General features: G+C 63.3%; 19 protein-coding genes. 12 read left to right on the top strand and 7 right to left on the bottom strand.

What is annotated here, in order from left to right:
- Positions 1-58 precede the first annotated feature (58 nt).
- The 6 genes from lolA (at position 59) to miaE (ending at position 6877) form a co-directional block, all read left to right on the top strand.
- Positions 59-667, top strand: a complete 609-nt coding sequence (gene lolA, locus G5134_RS11395; RefSeq protein WP_041202943.1) for an outer membrane lipoprotein chaperone LolA — start codon at positions 59-61, stop codon at positions 665-667.
- Between the two features lie 70 nt (positions 668-737).
- A complete protein-coding gene (locus tag G5134_RS11390) occupies positions 738-2081 on the top strand; it encodes a replication-associated recombination protein A (protein WP_065017769.1) in 1344 nt (447 codons plus the stop codon).
- 339 nt (positions 2082-2420) lie between these two features.
- Positions 2421-3716, top strand: coding sequence for a serine--tRNA ligase (serS, locus tag G5134_RS11385; protein WP_065017768.1), 1296 nt, complete (start codon positions 2421-2423; stop codon positions 3714-3716).
- A gap of 186 nt (positions 3717-3902) precedes the next feature.
- On the top strand, positions 3903-4391 hold the full coding sequence (locus tag G5134_RS11380; RefSeq protein ID WP_065017767.1) for a CvpA family protein: 489 nt from the start codon (positions 3903-3905) through the stop codon (positions 4389-4391).
- Between the two features lie 21 nt (positions 4392-4412).
- A complete protein-coding gene (purF, locus tag G5134_RS11375) occupies positions 4413-5933 on the top strand; it encodes an amidophosphoribosyltransferase (RefSeq protein ID WP_005300060.1) in 1521 nt (506 codons plus the stop codon).
- A 185-nt stretch (positions 5934-6118) separates the two neighbouring features.
- Positions 6119-6877, top strand: a complete 759-nt coding sequence (miaE, locus tag G5134_RS11370) for a tRNA isopentenyl-2-thiomethyl-A-37 hydroxylase MiaE (protein WP_005300062.1) — start codon at positions 6119-6121, stop codon at positions 6875-6877.
- Between the two features lie 155 nt (positions 6878-7032).
- Here the strand turns inward: miaE and G5134_RS11365 are convergent, their stop codons facing one another.
- From G5134_RS11365 to pspF, 7 genes are all read right to left on the bottom strand, one after another.
- Positions 7033-7818 carry an ATP-binding cassette domain-containing protein gene (locus G5134_RS11365; protein WP_017779988.1) on the bottom strand — a complete coding sequence of 262 codons (786 nt, stop codon included), beginning with the start codon at positions 7816-7818 and terminating at the stop codon, positions 7033-7035.
- Positions 7819-7873: 55 nt separating this feature from the next.
- On the bottom strand, positions 7874-8872 hold the full coding sequence (locus G5134_RS11360; RefSeq protein ID WP_005300065.1) for an oligopeptide/dipeptide ABC transporter ATP-binding protein: 999 nt from the start codon (positions 8870-8872) through the stop codon (positions 7874-7876).
- Complete coding sequence (locus G5134_RS11355) at positions 8872-9000, bottom strand: hypothetical protein (protein ID WP_264082790.1); 129 nt, start codon at positions 8998-9000, stop codon at positions 8872-8874. The genes G5134_RS11360 and G5134_RS11355 overlap by 1 nt, the downstream gene beginning before the upstream one ends.
- On the bottom strand, positions 9000-9893 hold the full coding sequence (locus tag G5134_RS11350; RefSeq protein WP_005300069.1) for an ABC transporter permease subunit: 894 nt from the start codon (positions 9891-9893) through the stop codon (positions 9000-9002). Before G5134_RS11350 ends, G5134_RS11355 begins: the two co-directional genes overlap by 1 nt.
- Before the next feature lie 35 nt (positions 9894-9928).
- Complete coding sequence (locus G5134_RS11345; RefSeq protein ID WP_005300071.1) at positions 9929-10888, bottom strand: ABC transporter permease; 960 nt, start codon at positions 10886-10888, stop codon at positions 9929-9931.
- Between the two features lie 2 nt (positions 10889-10890).
- Positions 10891-12486, bottom strand: a complete 1596-nt coding sequence (gene sapA, locus G5134_RS11340; RefSeq protein ID WP_010634207.1) for an ABC transporter substrate-binding protein SapA — start codon at positions 12484-12486, stop codon at positions 10891-10893.
- Between the two features lie 90 nt (positions 12487-12576).
- Positions 12577-13611 carry a phage shock protein operon transcriptional activator gene (gene pspF / locus G5134_RS11335; protein WP_065017765.1) on the bottom strand — a complete coding sequence of 345 codons (1035 nt, stop codon included), beginning with the start codon at positions 13609-13611 and terminating at the stop codon, positions 12577-12579.
- A gap of 196 nt (positions 13612-13807) precedes the next feature.
- Here pspF and pspA point away from each other — a divergent pair, with 196 nt between their 5' ends.
- The 6 genes from pspA to phhA all read left to right on the top strand — a co-directional run bounded on the left by pspA (position 13808) and on the right by phhA (position 18729).
- A complete protein-coding gene (gene pspA, locus G5134_RS11330; protein ID WP_005300077.1) occupies positions 13808-14488 on the top strand; it encodes a phage shock protein PspA in 681 nt (226 codons plus the stop codon).
- Between the two features lie 3 nt (positions 14489-14491).
- Positions 14492-14728, top strand: a complete 237-nt coding sequence (pspB, locus tag G5134_RS11325; protein WP_005300084.1) for an envelope stress response membrane protein PspB — start codon at positions 14492-14494, stop codon at positions 14726-14728.
- Complete coding sequence (pspC, locus tag G5134_RS11320; RefSeq protein WP_005300085.1) at positions 14725-15129, top strand: envelope stress response membrane protein PspC; 405 nt, start codon at positions 14725-14727, stop codon at positions 15127-15129. Before pspB ends, pspC begins: the two co-directional genes overlap by 4 nt.
- A gap of 133 nt (positions 15130-15262) precedes the next feature.
- Complete coding sequence (locus G5134_RS11315) at positions 15263-16669, top strand: YcjX family protein (RefSeq protein ID WP_065017764.1); 1407 nt, start codon at positions 15263-15265, stop codon at positions 16667-16669.
- Positions 16670-16730: 61 nt separating this feature from the next.
- Positions 16731-17762, top strand: coding sequence for a YcjF family protein (locus G5134_RS11310; protein WP_065017763.1), 1032 nt, complete (start codon positions 16731-16733; stop codon positions 17760-17762).
- A gap of 172 nt (positions 17763-17934) precedes the next feature.
- Positions 17935-18729, top strand: coding sequence for a phenylalanine 4-monooxygenase (phhA, locus tag G5134_RS11305; RefSeq protein WP_065017762.1), 795 nt, complete (start codon positions 17935-17937; stop codon positions 18727-18729).
- Positions 18730-18747: the final 18 nt, after the last annotated feature.

The following is an 18747-nucleotide window of genomic DNA, read 5'->3' as shown; positions in this document are numbered from 1 at the left end:
CTGGCCATGCCCTCTGCGGGCGTGGCCTTTTATCGAGATAGCCGTTATGAAAAGCGTGATGAAAAAACAACTGTTGATGGGCACAGTGCTGCTGGTGGCCAGCAGCCAGGCGTGGGCCGATGCGGCCAGCGATCTCAAGCAGAAACTGGCGGGGGTGAGCCTCTTCTCCGCCAAGTTTGCCCAGGTGGTCTATGACAGCAAGGGCAAGGAGCTGCAGCGTGCCGGCGGCACCCTGCTGGTGCAGCGTCCCAACCGTTTCAACTGGCACACCACTACGCCGGACGAGAGCCTGATCGTGGCCGATGGCAAGGATGTCTGGATCTACGATCCTTTCGTCGAGCAGGTCACTGCCCTCAAGCTCAAGGATGCGGTGCTCAACACCCCCTTCGTGCTGATCGCCGGCAACGACGATGCGCTCTGGAAGAACTACGACGTGACCCAGCAGGGGGATGTCTATACCGTCACCAGCCGCAGTCAGGATGAGCTGATCGCCTCCTTTCGCATTACCTTCGACCGCCAGAACAACATCAATCGCTTCGACGTGAAAGAGGCCCAGGGGCAGTGGAGCGAGTTCACCCTGAGCAACTTCAACCGCAAGCCGGCGCTCAAGGGCAACGAATTTGTCTTCAAGACGCCTGCGGGGGTCGCACTGGACGATCAACGCTGATGCGCAAGCAGGCGCTGGCTTTATTGGCAGGCCGCCCGGCAACGGCGGCCTGCACCCTTCCTGACGGTCAATGCAGATGAGCAATTTATCGCTGGATTTCTCGTCGGACTTTCGTCCGCTGGCGGCCCGGATGCGGCCGCAAACCCTCGAGCAGTACATAGGTCAGCAACATATCCTCGGGCCCGACAAACCGCTGCGCAAGGCGATCCTGGCGGGCCACTGTCACTCCATGATCCTGTGGGGCCCTCCCGGTACCGGCAAGACCACGCTGGCAGAACTGGTTGCTCACTACTGCCAGGCCGAGGTGGAGCGGCTCTCGGCGGTGACCTCCGGCATCAAGGAGATCCGCGCCGCCATCGACAAGGCCAAGGAGAACAGCTGGCGCGGGGTGCGCACCATCCTCTTCGTGGACGAGGTACACCGCTTCAACAAGAGCCAGCAGGATGTCTTTCTGCCCCACATCGAAGACGGCACCATCACCTTCATCGGTGCCACCACCGAGAACCCCTCGTTCGAACTGAACAACGCGCTACTCTCCCGGGCCCGGGTCTATCTGCTCAAACGGCTGGAGGAGCTGGATATCCTCGCCATGATCGATCAGGCGATGCAGGACCCCCGTGGCCTCAATGACCCTAGCCTCGCCTTCGCCCCCGGGGTGAAGGAGGCGCTGGCGAAAGCCGTGGATGGGGATGGGCGCAAGTCCCTCAACTATCTGGAGCTGTTGGCCGACATGGCCGAAATCGACAGTGCCGGGGCGCGGGTGATCGACAGCACATTGCTCGCCGCCGTGGTGGGGGAGCACGTGGCGCGTTTCGACAAGGGTGGCGATCACTTCTACGACCTCATCTCGGCGGTACACAAGTCCATTCGCGGCTCGGCACCGGATGCGGCGCTCTACTGGTATGCCCGCATGGTGAGCGCCGGTTGCGATCCGCTCTATATTGCGCGCCGGCTGCTGGCGATAGCCTCCGAGGATGTGGGCAACGCCGATCCCCGTGCCATGCAGGTGGCGCTCTCGGCCTGGGACTGTTTCCATCGCATCGGCCCGGCGGAAGGGGAGCGGGCCATCGCCCAGGCGATCGTTTATCTCGCCTGCGCCCCCAAGAGCAATGCGGTCTATACCGCCTGGAAGGCGGCGCTTCATGATGCGAAGAACCTGCCGGACTTCGAGGTGCCGCCGCACCTGCGCAACGCGCCGACCAGGCTGATGAGCGAGCTGGGCTACGGCGCCGAGTATCGCTATGCCCACGACGAGCCGGGCGCCTATGCCGCCGGCGAGCAGTACTTCCCGCCTGAGCTGGCTGGCAAGCAGTACTATCAGCCCACCGATCGCGGCCTTGAGAAGCAGATCGGCCAGAAGCTCGACTACCTGCACGAACTGGACAAGCAGAGCCCGCGCCAGCGGGAGAAATAATCGGCCGGGGCAGGGGAGTGGCTTCGCCTCTGCCTGACCAATTCGGGCCGATTGCACGTTAATTGGTCAGCCGATTTGATCCAGGTCGTCATCCCCCGGAAAACAGGGCAAAACGGGCGCAATAGTCCCTGTTCGGGCGGGGGGGCGGTCTGATACACTGCCCCTCTGACCCCGCTTGTCTTGGCCTGGTGCCATCTTCTTGATTTCGAAGGCTTGCTCTTGTTGGCCCGATGCAAAAAGACGACAGGGGTGTGCCAACCGATGTTAACTTCCGGATCTGTTTCCCAGCCCGTCATGATGACTCAGGCCCAGATCCCATTTTAAAAAAGTAGGTAAACCATGCTGGATCCCAAATATCTGCGCAGCGACATCGAAGATGCCGCCGCTCGTCTGGCGACACGTGGCTACGCTCTGGACGTAGCGGCTGTCAATGCTCTGGAAGAGAAACGCAAGGATCTGCAGTCCCGTACCCAGGAGCTGCAGGCCGAGCGCAACGCCCGCTCCAAATCCATCGGTGAGGCTGCCCGTCGCGGCGAAGATGTTGCCCCGCTCAAGGCCATCGTTTCCAAGATCAACGAAGAGCTCGAGACCAGCAAGGTCGAGCTGGATGCCCTGCTGGCCGAGCTGAAGACCATCGCCGACGCCATCCCCAACCTGCCGAGCGACAGCACTCCGGTCGGTCGTGACGAGAACGACAACGTGGAAGTGCGTCGCTGGGGTACCCCGCGCGAGTTCAGCTTCCAGGTGCGCGATCACATCGATCTGGGTGAAGCGGCCAAGGGCGTCGACTTCAAGAACGGCGTCAAGCTCTCCGGTTCCCGTTTCGTGGTGATGAAGGGCCAGATCGCCCGCCTGCACCGCGCTCTGGCCCAGTTCATGCTGGACCTGCACACCCTGCAGCACGGTTACACCGAGTGCTACGTGCCCTACCTGGTCAACCCTGACAGCCTGTACGGCACCGGTCAGCTGCCCAAGTTCTCTCAGGATCTCTTCAATACCGGCATCGAAGGTGAAGGGGAAGAAGAGGGCAAGGTTCGCAAGTTCTCCCTGATCCCGACCTCCGAAGTGCCGCTCACCAACATGGCCCGCGACGAGATCTTCGACGAGCAGGAACTGCCCATCAAGATGACCGCCCACAGCCCCTGCTTCCGCTCCGAAGCGGGCTCCTACGGCCGTGACACCCGCGGTCTCATCCGCATGCACCAGTTCGACAAGGTCGAGATGGTACAGCTGGTGCACCCGGAAAAATCCTGGGACGCGCTGGAAGAGATGGTGGGTCACGCCGAGAAGGTACTGCAACTGCTGGAGCTGCCGTATCGCGTGATGGCACTCTCCACCGGTGACATGGGCTTCTGCGCTGCCAAGACCTACGATCTGGAAGTGTGGCTGCCGGCCCAGAACACCTATCGCGAGATCTCCTCCGTCTCCAACTGCACCGACTTCCAGGCACGCCGTATGCAGGCTCGCGTGCGCATCGACGGCAAGCCGCAGCTGCTGCACACCCTGAACGGCTCCGGCCTGGCGGTGGGTCGCACCCTGGTGGCCGTGCTGGAGAACTACCAGCAGGAAGATGGCCGCATCGCCATCCCGGCTGCGCTGCAATCCTACATGGGCGGCCTGACCCACATCGGGTAAGCGCTCATTGCAGACGACAACGCCATGGCATGCCATGGCGTTGTGCATTCTGGCGCCGGTCAACCGTTTTTATCGTGAATAAATCTGCGTTGCCGGCGTCTCTTTGAACATGTAACACAATTTTATCAAGCATTGCGCAATCGTTTTTGTTAGACTGCGCCGCAATTTCGCAGGACATCTTTTTCTATGGTCTGGATTGATTACGCCATCATCGGCATCGTCGGTTTCTCTGCTCTCATCAGCCTGGTGCGCGGCTTCGTCAAGGAGGCCATGTCTCTCGTCACCTGGTTCGTCGCCTTCTTCATCGCCAGCCATTTCTATTCGGATCTCGCCATCTACTTCACCTCGTTCAGCGACCCGCTGGTGCGCAACGGCCTGGCCATCGCCGCCCTGTTCGTGGCGACCCTGATCCTGGGCAGCGTGGTCAACTACGTGGTGGGGCTGCTGGTAGACAAGACGGGGCTGTCCGGCACCGACCGGGTGCTCGGCATCTGTTTTGGCGCAATTCGCGGGGTACTGATCGTCAGTGCCCTGCTTTTTTTCATGGATACCTTCACCAGCCTCTCCCAGAGCGACTGGTGGGTGGCATCCAAGCTGGTGCCCGAGTTCAAGCCGGTCATCCAGTGGTTCTTCGGGTTCATGCTGAACTCATCGAGTTTTCTTAAACAGGTATAGTGACTTCGAGGTAGCAAAGACATGTGTGGTATTGTCGGTATAGTTGGCACCACCCCCGTCAATCAGGCCCTCTACGACGCCTTGACGGTGTTGCAGCACAGGGGACAGGATGCCGCCGGGATCGTGACCATTGACAGTGGAAACTTCCGGCAACGCAAGGCCAACGGCCTGGTGAAGGACGTGTTTGAAGTGCGTCACATGCAGCGCCTGAAAGGGCATATCGGCATAGGACATGTCAGATATCCCACCGCAGGCAGCTCCAGTGCCGCTGAAGCCCAGCCTTTTTACGTGAACTCTCCCTACGGCATGGTGCTGGCCCACAACGGCAACCTCACCAACGCCAAGGAGCTCAAGGAGCAGCAGTTCAAGGTGGCCCGCCGCCACATCAACACCACCTCGGATTCCGAAGTGCTGCTGAACGTGCTGGCCCACGAGCTGGATCGCTGCGACAAGATGGCCCTGCAACCGGAGGACATCTTCGCTGCGGTGCGCAAGGTGCATCAGCAGATCCGCGGCGCCTATGCGGTGGTCTCCCTGGTGATCGGCCACGGTCTCATCGGCTTTCGCGATCCCAACGGCATTCGCCCGCTGATCCTGGGTCGCCGGGTCGACGAGCAGGGGCAGGTGGAGTACATGCTCGCCTCCGAGAGCGTGGCGCTCGATGCCATCGGTTTCGAGACGGTGCGCGACATCGCCCCGGGCGAGGCCATCTACATCACCGAGCAGGGCCAGCTCTTCTCCGAGCAGTGTGCGGAGAACCCGCAGATGAGCTCCTGCATCTTCGAGTACGTCTACTTCGCTCGCCCTGATTCGTGCATCGACAAGGTGTCGGTCTATGCCGCTCGCCTCAACATGGGTCGCAAGCTGGGTCAGAAGATCGCCCGCGAGTGGGAAGATCTCGACGTGGACGTGGTCATCCCCATCCCCGAGACCTCCTGCGACGTGGCGCTGGAGATCGCCCACACCCTGGATCTGCCGTACCGGCAGGGCTTCGTGAAGAACCGCTACATCGGCCGTACCTTCATCATGCCGGGCCAGACCCAGCGCAAGAAGTCGGTACGTCGCAAGCTCAACGCCATCAGCTCCGAGTTCAAGGGCAAGAAGGTGTTGCTGGTGGATGACAGCATAGTGCGCGGTACCACCTCCGAGCAGATCATCCAGATGGCCCGTGAAGCGGGGGCGGCCAAGGTTTACTTCGCCTCGGCGGCACCGGAAATTCGCTTCCCCAACGTCTATGGCATCGACATGCCCACCGCCAACGAGCTGATCGCCCACGGCCGGGAAGTGGAAGAGGTGTGCAAGCTCATTGGCGCCGATGGCCTCATCTTCCAGGATCTGGAAGATCTGGAAGCGGCGGTGCGGGAGATCAACCCCGAGCTGCGTCACTTCGAGACCTCGGTGTTCAACGGCCACTACGTCACTTCCGACGTGGATCAGTCCTACCTCGACCACCTCAACGCCATGCGCAGCGATGACAACAAGGCGGTGCGCGAGTGGCAGGAAGGCACCAGCAACCTGGAAATTTTTAACGAAGGCAGTTAAACGTTTTCCATGCTGAGGTGTTGCAACGAGATGGGGGCCAAGGCCCCCATTGTTGTTTCCGCTTGCCAAAAAGGGCTCTGCATCTGCTTGAAAAAGCAGCGTTTGTAGCCGCAGCTATGGGCAGTGGCGGCGGGATCCGCTAGCATGGGCCGCCGCCGTATCAACCCGACCAGACGAGAGTTCAGATGGATGACCTGCTAGCCCCCGTGCGCCAGTTTTTGCACTGCGAGACCCCGGATGCGTGGATCGAGATGGCGCGGGATCCCGCCCAGCTGCCGACCCTGCTCATCGATCACGCCAACTGCGAAAACAAGGCTGCGCTCACCGCCCACAGCCTGGTGCGCCGCTACTGCCTGCCCAAGGGCAAGCGACATCTGCTGCCCAAGCTGGAGTTCTATCGGGAGCTAGACGCCATTCCGGAGAAGGCCGAGATCTTGGGCAAGCGGACCATGGGAGAGACCGATCGCACCGTGTTCGAGGAGCTCTCTCGCAATCCGCTGCTGTTTCCCATGGTGCGGCTCATTCAGGAGGAGCTGCACCACTTCGAGCAGGTGCTGGAGCTGATGGCCGCCCGTGACATTCCCTACGGCCCGGTGACCGCCTCCCGCTATGCGCGCAACCTGATGCAGCACGTGCGCACCCACGAGCCCGCCACCATAGTCGACAAGCTGATCATCGGCGCCTACATAGAGGCGCGCTCCTGTGAGCGGTTTGCCAAGCTGGCACCCCATCTGGATGAGGAGCTGGGTCGCTTCTACGTCTCCCTGCTGCGCTCAGAGGCGCGCCACTATCAGGATTATCTGGCGCTGGCCGAGCAATATGCGGGGGAGGACATCAGCGAGCGGGTGGCCTTCTTCGGCCAGGTAGAGGCGGAGCTGATCCGCTCGCCGGATCCGCAGTTCAGGTTCCATAGCGGTCTTCCTGTCAGATCTGACAGTTGTTGACGCGAAGGGGGCTGCCTACCATTGCAGCGTTCCTACTACGAGCGACGCATTCATTTTTGAGCGCAATTCCCGGCCCCTGAGCCGGGATTTTTTTGTCTCATTTTCGGGGCAGCGGAAAAGTGGGAAAGGGCCGGCGGCAGGCCGCCGGGCAGGGCTCAGCGGCGGTATTCGTTGTCGTAGTTCTGGATGAGGCGGCGGGTCACCTCATGCTGGGGATCGGCGAACACCTTGAGGGTCTTGCCGCGCTCCACCACCCGCCCTTCGTGCATCACCAGCACCTCGTCGCTGATGTGGCTCACCACCCCCAGATCGTTGGCCACCAGCACATAGCTGAGCCCCATGGTCTCCTGCATCTCCAGCAGCAGGTTGATGATCTGGGAGCGCACCGAGATATCCAGGGTAGAGAGCGCCTCGTCGGCCACCACTATCTTGGGGTTGAGGATCAGCGCGCGCGCCAGCGCCACCCGCTGCTGCTGGCCGGCGGAGAGCATCTGCGGGTAGAAGAGGGCGTGATCCGCCAGCATGCCCACCATGCGCAGGGTCTGTATCACCTTCTCGCGGCGCTCCTCCTCGGTCATCTCGGTGTTGAGGCGCAGCGGCGTCTCCAGGATCTGGCCGACCCGGATCTTGCGATTGAGGGAGGAGTTGGGATCCTGGAAGATCATCCGCAGCAGCTTGCAGCGGGTCTGATAGTCGCCGTGGATCATCGGCTGCCCCTCGATGGCGATCTCGCCACCGCTCGGCTCTATCATGCCCGCCAGAATGCGGGCCAGGGTGCTCTTGCCGGAGCCGGCCTCGCCGACGATGGCCAGGGTCTGGCCCACCTCGAGATCAAAGGAGAGCGGCTTGATGGCTTCCACCGCCCGGCGTCGAAACAGGCCGGTACGGTTCTGATAGGTCTTGCACAGGCCCCGGACCTGCAGCAGAGAGGGTTCGATCACTGTCCTGACTCCTTGGTGACAGGGCTCGCTGTCACGCACTGATACGAAATTGACGTCACTTCTTGGGCTCTTCCATGTTCAGCGGGAAGTGGCAGCTGAACTGGTGCCCCTTGATCTTGCTCATCAGCGGCGTCTGCACGCACTGCTTCTGGGCGTAGGGGCAGCGGGGGCCGAGCCGGCAACCGATGGGCAGGTGCTGCAGCGGCGGAATGACGCCGGGCAGGGTCTCGAGGCGCGACTTGTGGCGCACCAGCTTGTCAAAGTCGGGGATCGACTTGAGCAGCGCATCGGTGTAGGGGTGGTGCGGGGTCTCCAGGATCTGCTCCCGGGTGCCCACCTCCACCATCTGGCCGCAATACATCACGTTGATGGTGTCGGTCAGGTTGGCGATGGCGGCGATGTCGTTGCTGATGATGAGGATGGTGGTGTTGCCCAGCTTGTTCATCTTGTCCAGCAGCCGCAGGATCTGCGAATGGGTGGTGGACTCCATGGCGCTGGTGGGCTCGTCCGCCACCAGCAGGCGCGGCTGGTTGGCGATGGCCATGGCGATCATCACCTTCTGGCACATGCCGTCCGACAGCTCGTGAGGGTAGGCCCGCATCACCTTGCGGTGATCCTTGACGCCGACCCGGTGCAGCAAGGCGATGGCCTTCTTCTTGCGCCACTGGAAGCGCTGCCAGAACTGCCCCTCGAACGAGTCGGTGGGGATTGCCTCTTCCAGCTGGGTGCCGATCTCCTCGGAGGGGTCGAGACAGCTGATGGGGTCCTGGAAGATCATGGCGATCTCGCGGCCCATGATGCGGCGCCGCTCGCGGGGCGCCATGGTCAGCAGGTCCATGTCGTTGAAGCGCATCCGGTCGGCGCGCACCGTCCAGTTGTCCTTCTGGATGCCGACGATCACCTTGGCCACCAGGCTCTTGCCGGAGCCGGATTCTCCCACCAGGCCGCGGATCTCCCCCTCGGCCAGGGTCAGGCTCACTTTGTCCACCGCCTTGACCTTGCCCTGCGGGGTGTCGATCTCGATGGTGAGGTTGCGTATGTCGAGCAGCGGCATCAGTCGTTCCCCTCTTTGAGTGCTTCGCGAATGCCTTCGCCAACCAGCGATGGGTTGACCTGCACGCCGTACAGGAATTGGCGGGGGACAAGGGTGAGCATGCCTATCTTGGGCACAGAGCGTTGCATCAGTCGTTCCCCTCTTTGAGTGCTTCGCGAATGCCTTCACCAACCAGGTTGGTGACCAGCACGCTGAACAGGATGGCCATGCCCGGCAGGGTCACGGTCCAGGGGGCGAGATAGATGAGGTCGCTGGAGTCCGCCAGCATGGCGCCCCATTCCGGTTGCGGTGACTGGGCGCCGAGGCCGAGAAAGCCCACCGCCGAAATGTCGAGGATGGCCGCCGACAGGGTGCGGGTGGTCTGGGCCACCAGGGTCTCGACGATGTTCGGCAAAATGGCGAGGCGCATGATCCGCAAGGGGGGCGAGCCGTCGAGCCGGCTGGCGATGATGTACTCCTTCTGCATCTCGGTATGGACCGCGTTGTAGGTGGCCCGGATGAAGGGCGGGATCAGCGCCAGGGTGATGGCGATCAGGGTATTGAACAGACCCGGCCCCAGGATGGCCACCATGATGATGGCCAGCAGCAGGGAGGGGATGGAGAGCAGGGTATCGAGCAGGTGGTGCAGCACGCTCGACTTGAGCCCCTTGCTCATGCCGCCGAGGATGCCGATGGCGGTGCCCACCACCATGGCGATCACCACCACCAGCAGGGCGTTGCCAAAGGTGAGCCTGGCGCCGACTACCAGCCGGGAGAGGATGTCGCGGCCCAGATCGTCGGTGCCGAGGAAGTAGTCGATGTTGCCGCTGTTGGCCCAGGAGGGGGCCAGCAGCAAGCGGGAGCTGTGCTGCTCGTCGATGCCGTAGGGCACCACCAGCGGGCCGAGCAGGGTGATGAGCAGCAGGATCACGAAGCACCAGAGCCCTGCCATCGCCAGCGGATTGCGGCGATAGGAGGCCCAGGTCTGCTCCAGCGGCGAGAGGATCTTGAGCTCGGGGTAGAGGCTAGTCTTGTCTTGCATAGGATTCCTGGCTCCGGGTCATGCCATGAGCACGTTCAGTCTTGTTTTGCATAGAGTTCTTTGCGCCGCGCCGGGTAGATGATGGTGGTGAGCAGCTCGGTGCTGACGCTGATGAAGATGACGAAGCTGGCCACCACCAGGGTGGCACCGCGGATGGCGGCGTAGTCCTGCAGGGCGATGCTGTTGATGAGCCAGCGGCCGATGCCGTGCCACTCGAACACCACCTCGGTGATCATGGCGGAGGTGAGCACGCTGCCCAACTGCAGGCCCAGCAGCGGCAGCACCGGCGGCAGGGCGTTCTTGAGGCCATGACGCCAGACGATCTGGCGGCGGGAGAGGCCGCGGCTGGCCGCCGCCTTGATGTAGTTCTGCTTCATCACGTCGATGAGGGAGCTGCGCACGTGGCGGATCACCTCGGTGGTGGGCACCACCGCCAGCACCAGCGAGGGCAGGATCAGGTGGCGCAGGGCGTCGTGCAGGGCGGCCTGGCGCCAGGGCTCGTGGCTCATCAAGACGTCGATGAGGGCGATGCCGGTGATGGAGGGCACGTCATAGAGCAGGCTGATCTGACCGGAGGCGGGCAGCCAGCCCAGCTCCAGCGAGAAGAACATCACCACCAGCAGCGCCAGCCAGAACACCGGCACCGCGTAACCGATGAGGCCGGCGGTCATGATGGTGAGATCGAGCGGCTTGCCCTGGGAGAGGGCCGCCAGGGTGCCGAGCGGGATGCCCACCAGCAGCGAGATGGCGAAGGCCGCCCCGCAGAGGATCAGGGTGGCGGGGAAGTAGTGACGAATCTCGTCCAGCACCGGCAGGCCGGAGACGCTGGAGAGCCCCAGATCCCCGTCCAGAATGCGGCGCAGGAAGTCGGGGTAACCGCTCCAGAAGCTGGCCTGCTGGCCGATGAGGCGCACGTCCAGCAGGTAGGCGACGAAGGTCAGCGCCAGCAGGGTGATGAGCAGCAGATTGATGCGACGCAGGATATAGAGAAACATGCTTACTCCCGATAGGCCTGGTTGAAGACGGTGCCGCCAAAGGGCATCAGGGAGAGCCCCTCGATGTCGCTGCGGCTGACCTGGGTACGCAGGGCATGGGCCAGCGGAATGAGCGGCATCTGTTCGTTGAGCAGGGTCTGGGCGTAATAGTAGTTGCGCAGCCGGAACGCCAGCTGGGGCGTGGTCACCGCGTCGTCCAGCAGCTGATCAAATGCCGGGCTGCACCAGCGGCTGTAGTTGTTGCCGCGCTCGACGGCGGCGCAGCTCAGCAGCTGGCGAAAGAAGTTGTCCGGGTCTGCGTTGTCGGCGATCCAGCCGGAGAGCAGACTGTCGTACTGGCCCTGGGCGAGGCGGGCCTCGATGACCGGCCACTCCTGCTGCACGATTTTGAGCTTGATGCCGATCTTGGCCAGATCGCTTCGCATCAGCTGGGCGGTCTTGAGGGCATCCGGGTTGTAGGCGCGCGAGCCCGGCTGCACCAGCACCTGCATCTCGAAGCCTTGCGCCAGTCCCGCCTCCTTGAGCAGTTGGCGCGCCCGCTTGAGATCCGGCTGGCGCATCGGCAGGGAGGGGTTGTAACCCCAGGAGAGCGGCGGCAGCAGGCTGTTGGCGGGCTGACCCGTCTCGAAATAGACCGCCTGCAGCAGGTTGTCGATGTTGATGGCGCTGGCGATGGCCTGGCGCACCTGCACCTTGTTGAACGGTGCCTTGCGGGTGTTGAGGGCGAGGAAGGCGACGTTCATGCCGGACTGCACCGCCAGGCTGAGGTCGGGATCTTTGTCGATCACCGACAGCTGGCTGGCGGAGGGGGTACTCATCACGTCGCACTCGCCGGTCAGCAGCTTGGCCAGCCGCTTGGATGATTTGGGGGTGATGTCGTAGATGAGCTGCTCAATCTTGGCCTCGCCGCCCCAGTAACCGGGGTGACGCAGGTAGCGCACGTATTCGTTGTGGCGATACTCCTTGAAGCTGAACGGCCCTGTGCCCACCGGGCGGCTGTCGATGAGCCCCGGGGTGCCGGCCTTTTGCAACTGCTCGGCATACTCGGCGGAGAGTACGATGGCGTAGTCGCTGGCCAGGGTGGCGAGGAAGGAGGCGTCCGGCCGGTTGAGCTCGAACACGACGTTATCGGCCCCCTTCCGGTAGACCCGCTTGATCAGCTGATCCAGCCCCAGGCTGTAGAAGTAGGGGTACTCGCCGCCGGACACCTCGTGATAGGGGTGCAGCTTGTTGAGCAGCCGCTGCCAGGTGAACACCACGTCGTCGGCGTTGAGGGGGCGGGAGGGGTTGAACCAGGGCGTGTGGTGAAAGGTCACCCCCTGGCGCAGGGTCAGGGTATAGGAGAGGCCATCCTCGCTCACCTGCCAGCGGGTGGCGAGTCCGCCTTCGAGCGCCAGGGTGTTGGGGTTCACCTCCAGCAGGCGGTCATAGAGGGGGCGCGAGCTGGCATCCAGGGTCACCCCCGAGTTGGAGACCTGGGGATTGAAGGTCTGGGGCGAGCCTTCCGCACAATAGATGAGTCCCGTTCTGGACGCGTCATCCTGTTTGTGACAACCGGTGAGCAGCACCAGCACACCAAGCAGCAGGGGTTTGAGCATTCTCATTGTCGAACCATGTTTTTATACGAAGTTGCCGGCGACGGGGCCGGCAAGGGGTGGGAGCCGCTCTGGCACGGGCTGCCCGGGTTATTAATCCGCATCGTTGTCACTGTCCAGCAGCTGGTATTTGCGCAGCATGCCGCGGAACTGGTGATAGCTCAGGGCCAGCAGTTGGGCGGCTTTGCGCTGATTATACTGGGATTGCTGCAACGCTTGCTTGAGTAAATTAATCTCGTAGCCCGCCACCGCCTGTTTGAGGTCCAGCGGCAAGGTGGCAGTGGCCGCGACGGGCGCCGGTTGCGCCTCGCTCGGCTGCGCCGCGGCGGTGTCGGTGCGAGCCAAGGGTCGCCAGGGGGAATCGAACGGGTTGAGCACCAGCTCGGCCAGCGGCAACTGGGGGTTGCCCTGGCGGTAGATGCTGCGCTCCACCACGTTTTTCAGCTCCCGCACGTTGCCGGGCCAGGGGTAGTCCAGCAGCAGCTGGGTCGCCTTGCGCGAGAAGCCGGCAAACAGCGGATAGCCGAGCTCCCGGGTCATGCCGTGGGCGAAGTGCTCCGCCAGCATCAGAATATCGTCGCGCCGCTCCCGCAGGGGGGGCAGGGTGATGACGTCGAAGGCGAGCCGGTCGAGCAGATCGTGGCGAAATTGCCCCTTGTCGGCCAGCGCCGGCAGATCCTCGTTGGTGGCGCACACCAGCCGCACATCCACCTTGAGGGCCTTGGCGCCGCCCACCCGCTCGAACTCGCCGTACTCGATGACCCGCAGCAGTTTTTCCTGCACCCGGGCGCTGGTGGTGGCCAGCTCGTCAAGGAAGAGCGTGCCGCCATCGGCCCGCTCGAAGCGACCCTGGTGACGTTTGGCGGCGCCGGTGAAGGAGCCCGCCTCGTGGCCGAACAGCTCGGTCTCCAGCAGGCTCTCGCTCAGGGTGGCGCAGTTGACGGTGACAAAGCTTTGATCCCAGCGCGCCGAGAGATAATGTAGGCGGTGGGCGATCAGCTCCTTGCCGGTACCCCGTTCGCCGATGATCAGCACGGGCTTGCGCAGCGGCGCCAGGCGGGAGGCCTGCTCAATGATCTCGAGAAATGCGTTGGATTCCCCCAACAGGCTTTCCGTGGCCGTGGTCATAGTCATCCCCGTGAGTCGGTGAAAGCTGGTCAATCTTACCAAAAGTTGGTGATTCTAATCATTACTTGTGTGGTGCCTCTTGAAATGCGATCGAGCAGCCCCATATAAATCAACAAGTTAAATTCTGTTCCAGATTGGCACACAAGTTGCCATTGTCAATGGAGAAACAACGTATGCCAACCACAGGAGTACAATCATGAGTATTTTTTCCCGCCTGGCCGACATCATCAATTCCAACCTGACGGCCCTGCTCGACAAAGCAGAAGATCCTCAGAAGATGGTGCGCCTGATCATCCAGGAGATGGAAGACGAATTGGTGAAGGAGCGCTCCAACCTGGCCCGCTTCCTCGCCAACCAGAAAGAGATCGGCCGCCAGGTCGCCCGCCATCAGGAGCGGGTCGCCGAGTGGCAGGGCAAGGCCGAGCTGGCCCTGAGCAAGGAGCGGGAAGACCTGGCCCGCGCGGCGCTTATCGAGAAGAAGAAGCAGGCCGAGCTGGCCGACTCCCTGTTGCGTGAGCAGCAGGCGGTGGACAGCGGCATCGAGAAGCTGGGGGAGGAGATCCGTCAACTGGAAGCCAAGCTGGAAGATGCCCGTGCCCGCCAGAAGGCGATGGCCATTCGCACCGAAGCGGCCAGCAGCCGTCTCAACGTGCAGAGCCAGGTGGCCCGTGGCGACAGCCAGGCGGTGGTGAGCAAGTTCGAACGCATGGAGCGCCGCATCGACGAGATGGAGGCCCGCGCCGATCTGGGGCAGTCCGACAAGGCGCTGGCCCAGCAGTTTGCCGAGCTGGAAGCCGACGATCAGATAAGCAAAGAGCTGGAAGCCATGCGCCAGAAGCTGGGCCAGAGCGACACCACGCCGAAACAGGGAGAATAACAGATGGAAGATCTGCTGGGTGTGTTGATGGTTCCCATGGTGGTCTTCATGGTAGTGGTGGCCCCCATCTGGCTGGTGCTGCACTACCGCGCCAAGGGGCGCATTGGCGCCGGTCTTGCCGATGGCGAGCGTGAACAGCTGCAGGGCTTGCTGGTGCGTGCCGAGAAGATGCAAGAGCGGGTGGGCGCTCTGGAGTCGATTCTGGATGCGGAAGTCCCGGGCTGGAGAAACAAGGTATGACACAGTGGAGCAAAGAGGGGCGCAACCTCTATCGTGACCCCCAGCGCGGCAAGATAGCCGGGGTCTGTGCCGGTCTGGCAGAGTACTTCGGGGTGGAGACCTGGATCGTGCGGTTGCTGGCCATCAGCGGCCTCATCTTCGCCGGTTTCATCACCTTCACCGCCTACGTCGCTGCCTGGTTTCTGCTCGACAAGAAGCCGGTCACCCTTTACGCCCAGGAGGATGCCGACTTTGCCGAGGTGCGGATGAAGGCGCGCAGCTGGCAGGCAGGCGTCACGCCTCATCAGGCCCTTGCCCGCATCGGCCAGGAGCTGGATGCGCTGGAGCCCAGGGTGCAGCGCATCGAGAAGCTGGTGACCTCCAAGGAGTTCACCCTGCAACGGGAGTTTCGCAACTTGTAAGGCCTGAGCGGTACGATGGCCCCGCCGGCCTGGACTTGCCTCTGATGGCAGGGGAGGCGGGCGGGGATCATGAGGAGGGTGGTGCTGCCTGCCACCCGCTTCGCCAGGTTGGTATGGGAGAACAGAACAAGCCTTGATACTCAATAAACTGGAACAGCAATTCAATCGCCTGCAACACAAGGCAAGCGACGTGGTGAACCGGGTCCGGGATCGCCACATCCGGCTGGCGGTGACCGGCCTCTCTCGCAGCGGCAAGACGGCCTTTATCACGGCGCTGGTCAACCAGCTGGAACACGCGGCCATCGATGGCCGTCTGCCCCTGTGGGATGCCCTGCGCCAGGGGCGCATCCTCGGCGCTCGCCGGGTGCCCCAGCAAAATGCCCACATTCCCACCTTCCCCTACGAGCGCGGCCTCGACTCTCTGTTTGGCGATCCGCCGGCCTGGCCGGAGCCGACCCGCGGGGTGGCCGAGGTGCGCCTGGAAATCCGCTATCGCACCCGTCACCCCCTGCGCAAGCACCTGGGGGAGATCTCCACCCTCTACGTGGATCTGGTGGACTACCCCGGGGAGTGGCTGCTCGACCTGCCGCTGCTTGAGATGAGCTACGAGCAGTGGAGCGAGCAGGTGCGCGAGCAGCTGTGCCGCCCCGAGCTGCAGACCCTGGCCGCCGGCTGGCTGGCACCCGCATGGCAGGCGGAGCAGGGCTTCGAGGAGCGGCCGGTGGCCCAGCTCGCCGAGCGCTACACCGATTATCTGCACGCCTGCAAGCGTGAGCTGGGGCTGCACCTGATCCAGCCCGGCCGCTTCGTGCTGCCGGGGGAGTATGCCGGTGCCCCCATACTGCAGTTCGTGCCCTGGGTGTGGGACAAACCTGCCGGCGAGCCCGCCGAGGGGACCCTCTACGCCACCCTCAAGCAGCGCTTCGAGCAGTACAAGCAGCATCTGGTGCAGGGTTTTTATGAGCAGCACTTCGCCGGTTTCGATCGCCAGATCGTGCTGGTGGATTGCCTGCAGCCCCTCAACGCCGGGGCGGCCAGCTTTGGCGACATGCAGCAGGCCATCGCCCGCATCATGGAGAGCTTTGCCTACGGCAAGAGCAACTGGTGGCGGCGGCTCTTCTCGCCGCGCATCGACAAGCTGTTGTTCGTGGCGAGCAAGGCCGATCACGTCACCCCGGAGCAGCACGGCCCCCTGGTCTCCCTGCTGCAACACCTGGTGCGCAGCGGCCGCGGCCAGGCCCGTTTTGAGGGGATTACCACCGAGTGTCTGGCGCTCGCCGCCATCAAGGCGACCGAGGTGGGCAAGGGGATGGCCGATGGCCGCGAGTTCCCCGCCATCCGTGGCACCAGCCTCTCGGGTGAGCCGCTGTTGCTGTTTCCGGGTGAGGTGCCATCCCATATCCCGCCTGCGCAGTGGTGGAACAAGCAGGGCTTTGATTTTCAGGCCTTTCGCCCGCTGCCCATGAGCGCCCATCAGGCGCTGCCCCATATCCGGCTCGATGCGGCGCTGGAGTTTCTGCTCGGGGATCACCTCGAATAAGGGTGTGCGGCCCGGGTTTGTTGCCAGCGCCGCACCCAGAAGACGGTTTTCAGGAGAAGCGATGAACGATCATACAAAAGCGCAGCCGCCGCTGCAAGGCAAGGTGATCCTGGAGCCCACCTTGACGACAGCCGGTGAAGAGCGGGCGCCGGCACCGGCCCAGCGACTGGAGGAGGCGAGCTTCGAGCGCCTCGATGAGCTGGAAGAGCTCACCGAGGTGGAGAGTGCCCTCGTCATCAAGCCGCGCCGCCGTCATCGGCTGCTGGCCTGGGGGCTGGGAGCGGTCGGCCTGCTCTCTCTGGGCCAGTACGGCGCCTTTCTCTACGAGCAGTTTCTCACCACCCCGCTTTGGGGCGGCGCCTGGCTGGCGGCTTCGGCGCTGGTGGCGGCGGGCACCGCCGGGGTGGTGGGGCGCGAGTGGCTGCGGCTGCGCACCCTCAGGCGGCGCCAGGATGTGCGCTCGCGGGCCGAGGATCTGCTGGCCCATCAGGGGGTCGGCCAGGGTCAGGGGTTTTGCGAAGGGCTGGCCGAGCGCAGCGGTGACAAGGGGCGCGAGGGGTATCAAACCTGGCTGGCCCAGATCGACGAGAGCCACAACGATCGGGAGGTGTTGACCCTCTACAGCCAGCTGGTGCTCGGTGAGCGCGACAAGCTGGCCCAGGCGCGGGTGGCCAAATGGTCGGGGGAGGCTGCCGTGCTGGTGGCCCTGAGCCCGCTCGCCACCGTCGACATGATGCTGATGCTGTGGCGCAACTTGCGGATGATCGAGGACATCGCCGACGTCTACGCCATCGAGCTCGGCTACTGGAGCCGCATTCGCCTCATCCGTCAGGTGTTTCGCAACATGCTCTACGCCGGCGCCACCGAGCTGGTGACCGAGGTGGGGATGGATTTGCTGGGGGCCGAGCTCACCGCCAAGCTCTCCGCCCGCGCCGCGCAAGGGGTGGGGGCCGGGCTGCTCACTGCCCGGCTCGGCCTGCGCACCATAGAGGCGTGCCGCCCGCTGCCCTGGTGTGCGGACGAGAAACCGAGATTGGGAGAGCTGCGCAAGCGGCTGATCGGTCAGCTGGCGGGCTACCTCAACAAGGGGTGAGCACCAGGCCAGGGGCTCGATTGTGGTTGTCACAAATTATTTACAATTGTCCACGGCAGCCGACCCCTGGGTCGGCTGCTTTTTTGGGAGGCAAACCGTTACAGTGATCTCATCGCGCAATGGCGCCACACCGCCCGGATGGCGGGTTGCAACCCAGAGGATGGAGTCACCCATGGCAAGTCTCTACACCGCCCACCAGCCGGACGAAGCGGGCACGATCCACTACTCGGACGAGGAGCACGGCACCTGGCAGATCCTGATCGCACGCCAGTTGGCGGCGCTCGAAGGCAAAGCCTGTGACGAGTACCAGGCCGGGCTGGCGCGGCTCGACCTGCCCCGGGATCGGATCCCCCAGCTGGCCCAGATCAACGCCGTGCTGCAACCGGCCACCGGCTGGTCGGTGGCGGCGGTGCCGGCGCTCATCTCCTTTGACCGCTTCTTTGCCCTGCTGGCCAACCGCCAGTTTCCGGTGGCCACCTTTATTCGCCGCCGGGACGAGCTCGATTACCTGCAGGAGCCCGACATTTTTCACGAGATCTTCGGCCATTGCGCCATGCTGACCAACCCCGCTTTCGCCCACTTCACCCATGTCTATGGCCAGCTCGGCCAGCGGGCCGGCAAGGAGGATCGGGTCTTTCTGGCGCGGCTCTACTGGTTCACGGTGGAGTTTGGCCTGCTGGCCACGGCAAAGGGGCTTCGCATCTACGGTGGCGGCATTCTCTCCTCCATCGGTGAGACCGCCTATGCCCTCGGCAGCCAGCCGGTACTGCAACCCTTTGATCCCATCGAGGTGCTGCGCACCCCGTATCGCATCGACATCATGCAGCCCACCTATTTCGTGCTGCCCGAGCTTGATGAGCTCTATCGTCTGGCGGAGCAGGATATCATGGCCATGGTGGCCGAGGCGCGCCGTCTGGGGCTGCGTCCCCCCCGTTTTGCACCGGCCGGCGACAAGCAGGCGAGCTGAGTCGCCCGCCGGTGTTGA

Source organism: Aeromonas sp. 600276 (assembly GCF_049175815.1).
Classification (GTDB): domain Bacteria; phylum Pseudomonadota; class Gammaproteobacteria; order Enterobacterales; family Aeromonadaceae; genus Aeromonas; species Aeromonas dhakensis.
Note: the sequence above shows the minus strand (reverse complement) of the source record. Positions and strands in the feature narration are given on the sequence as shown.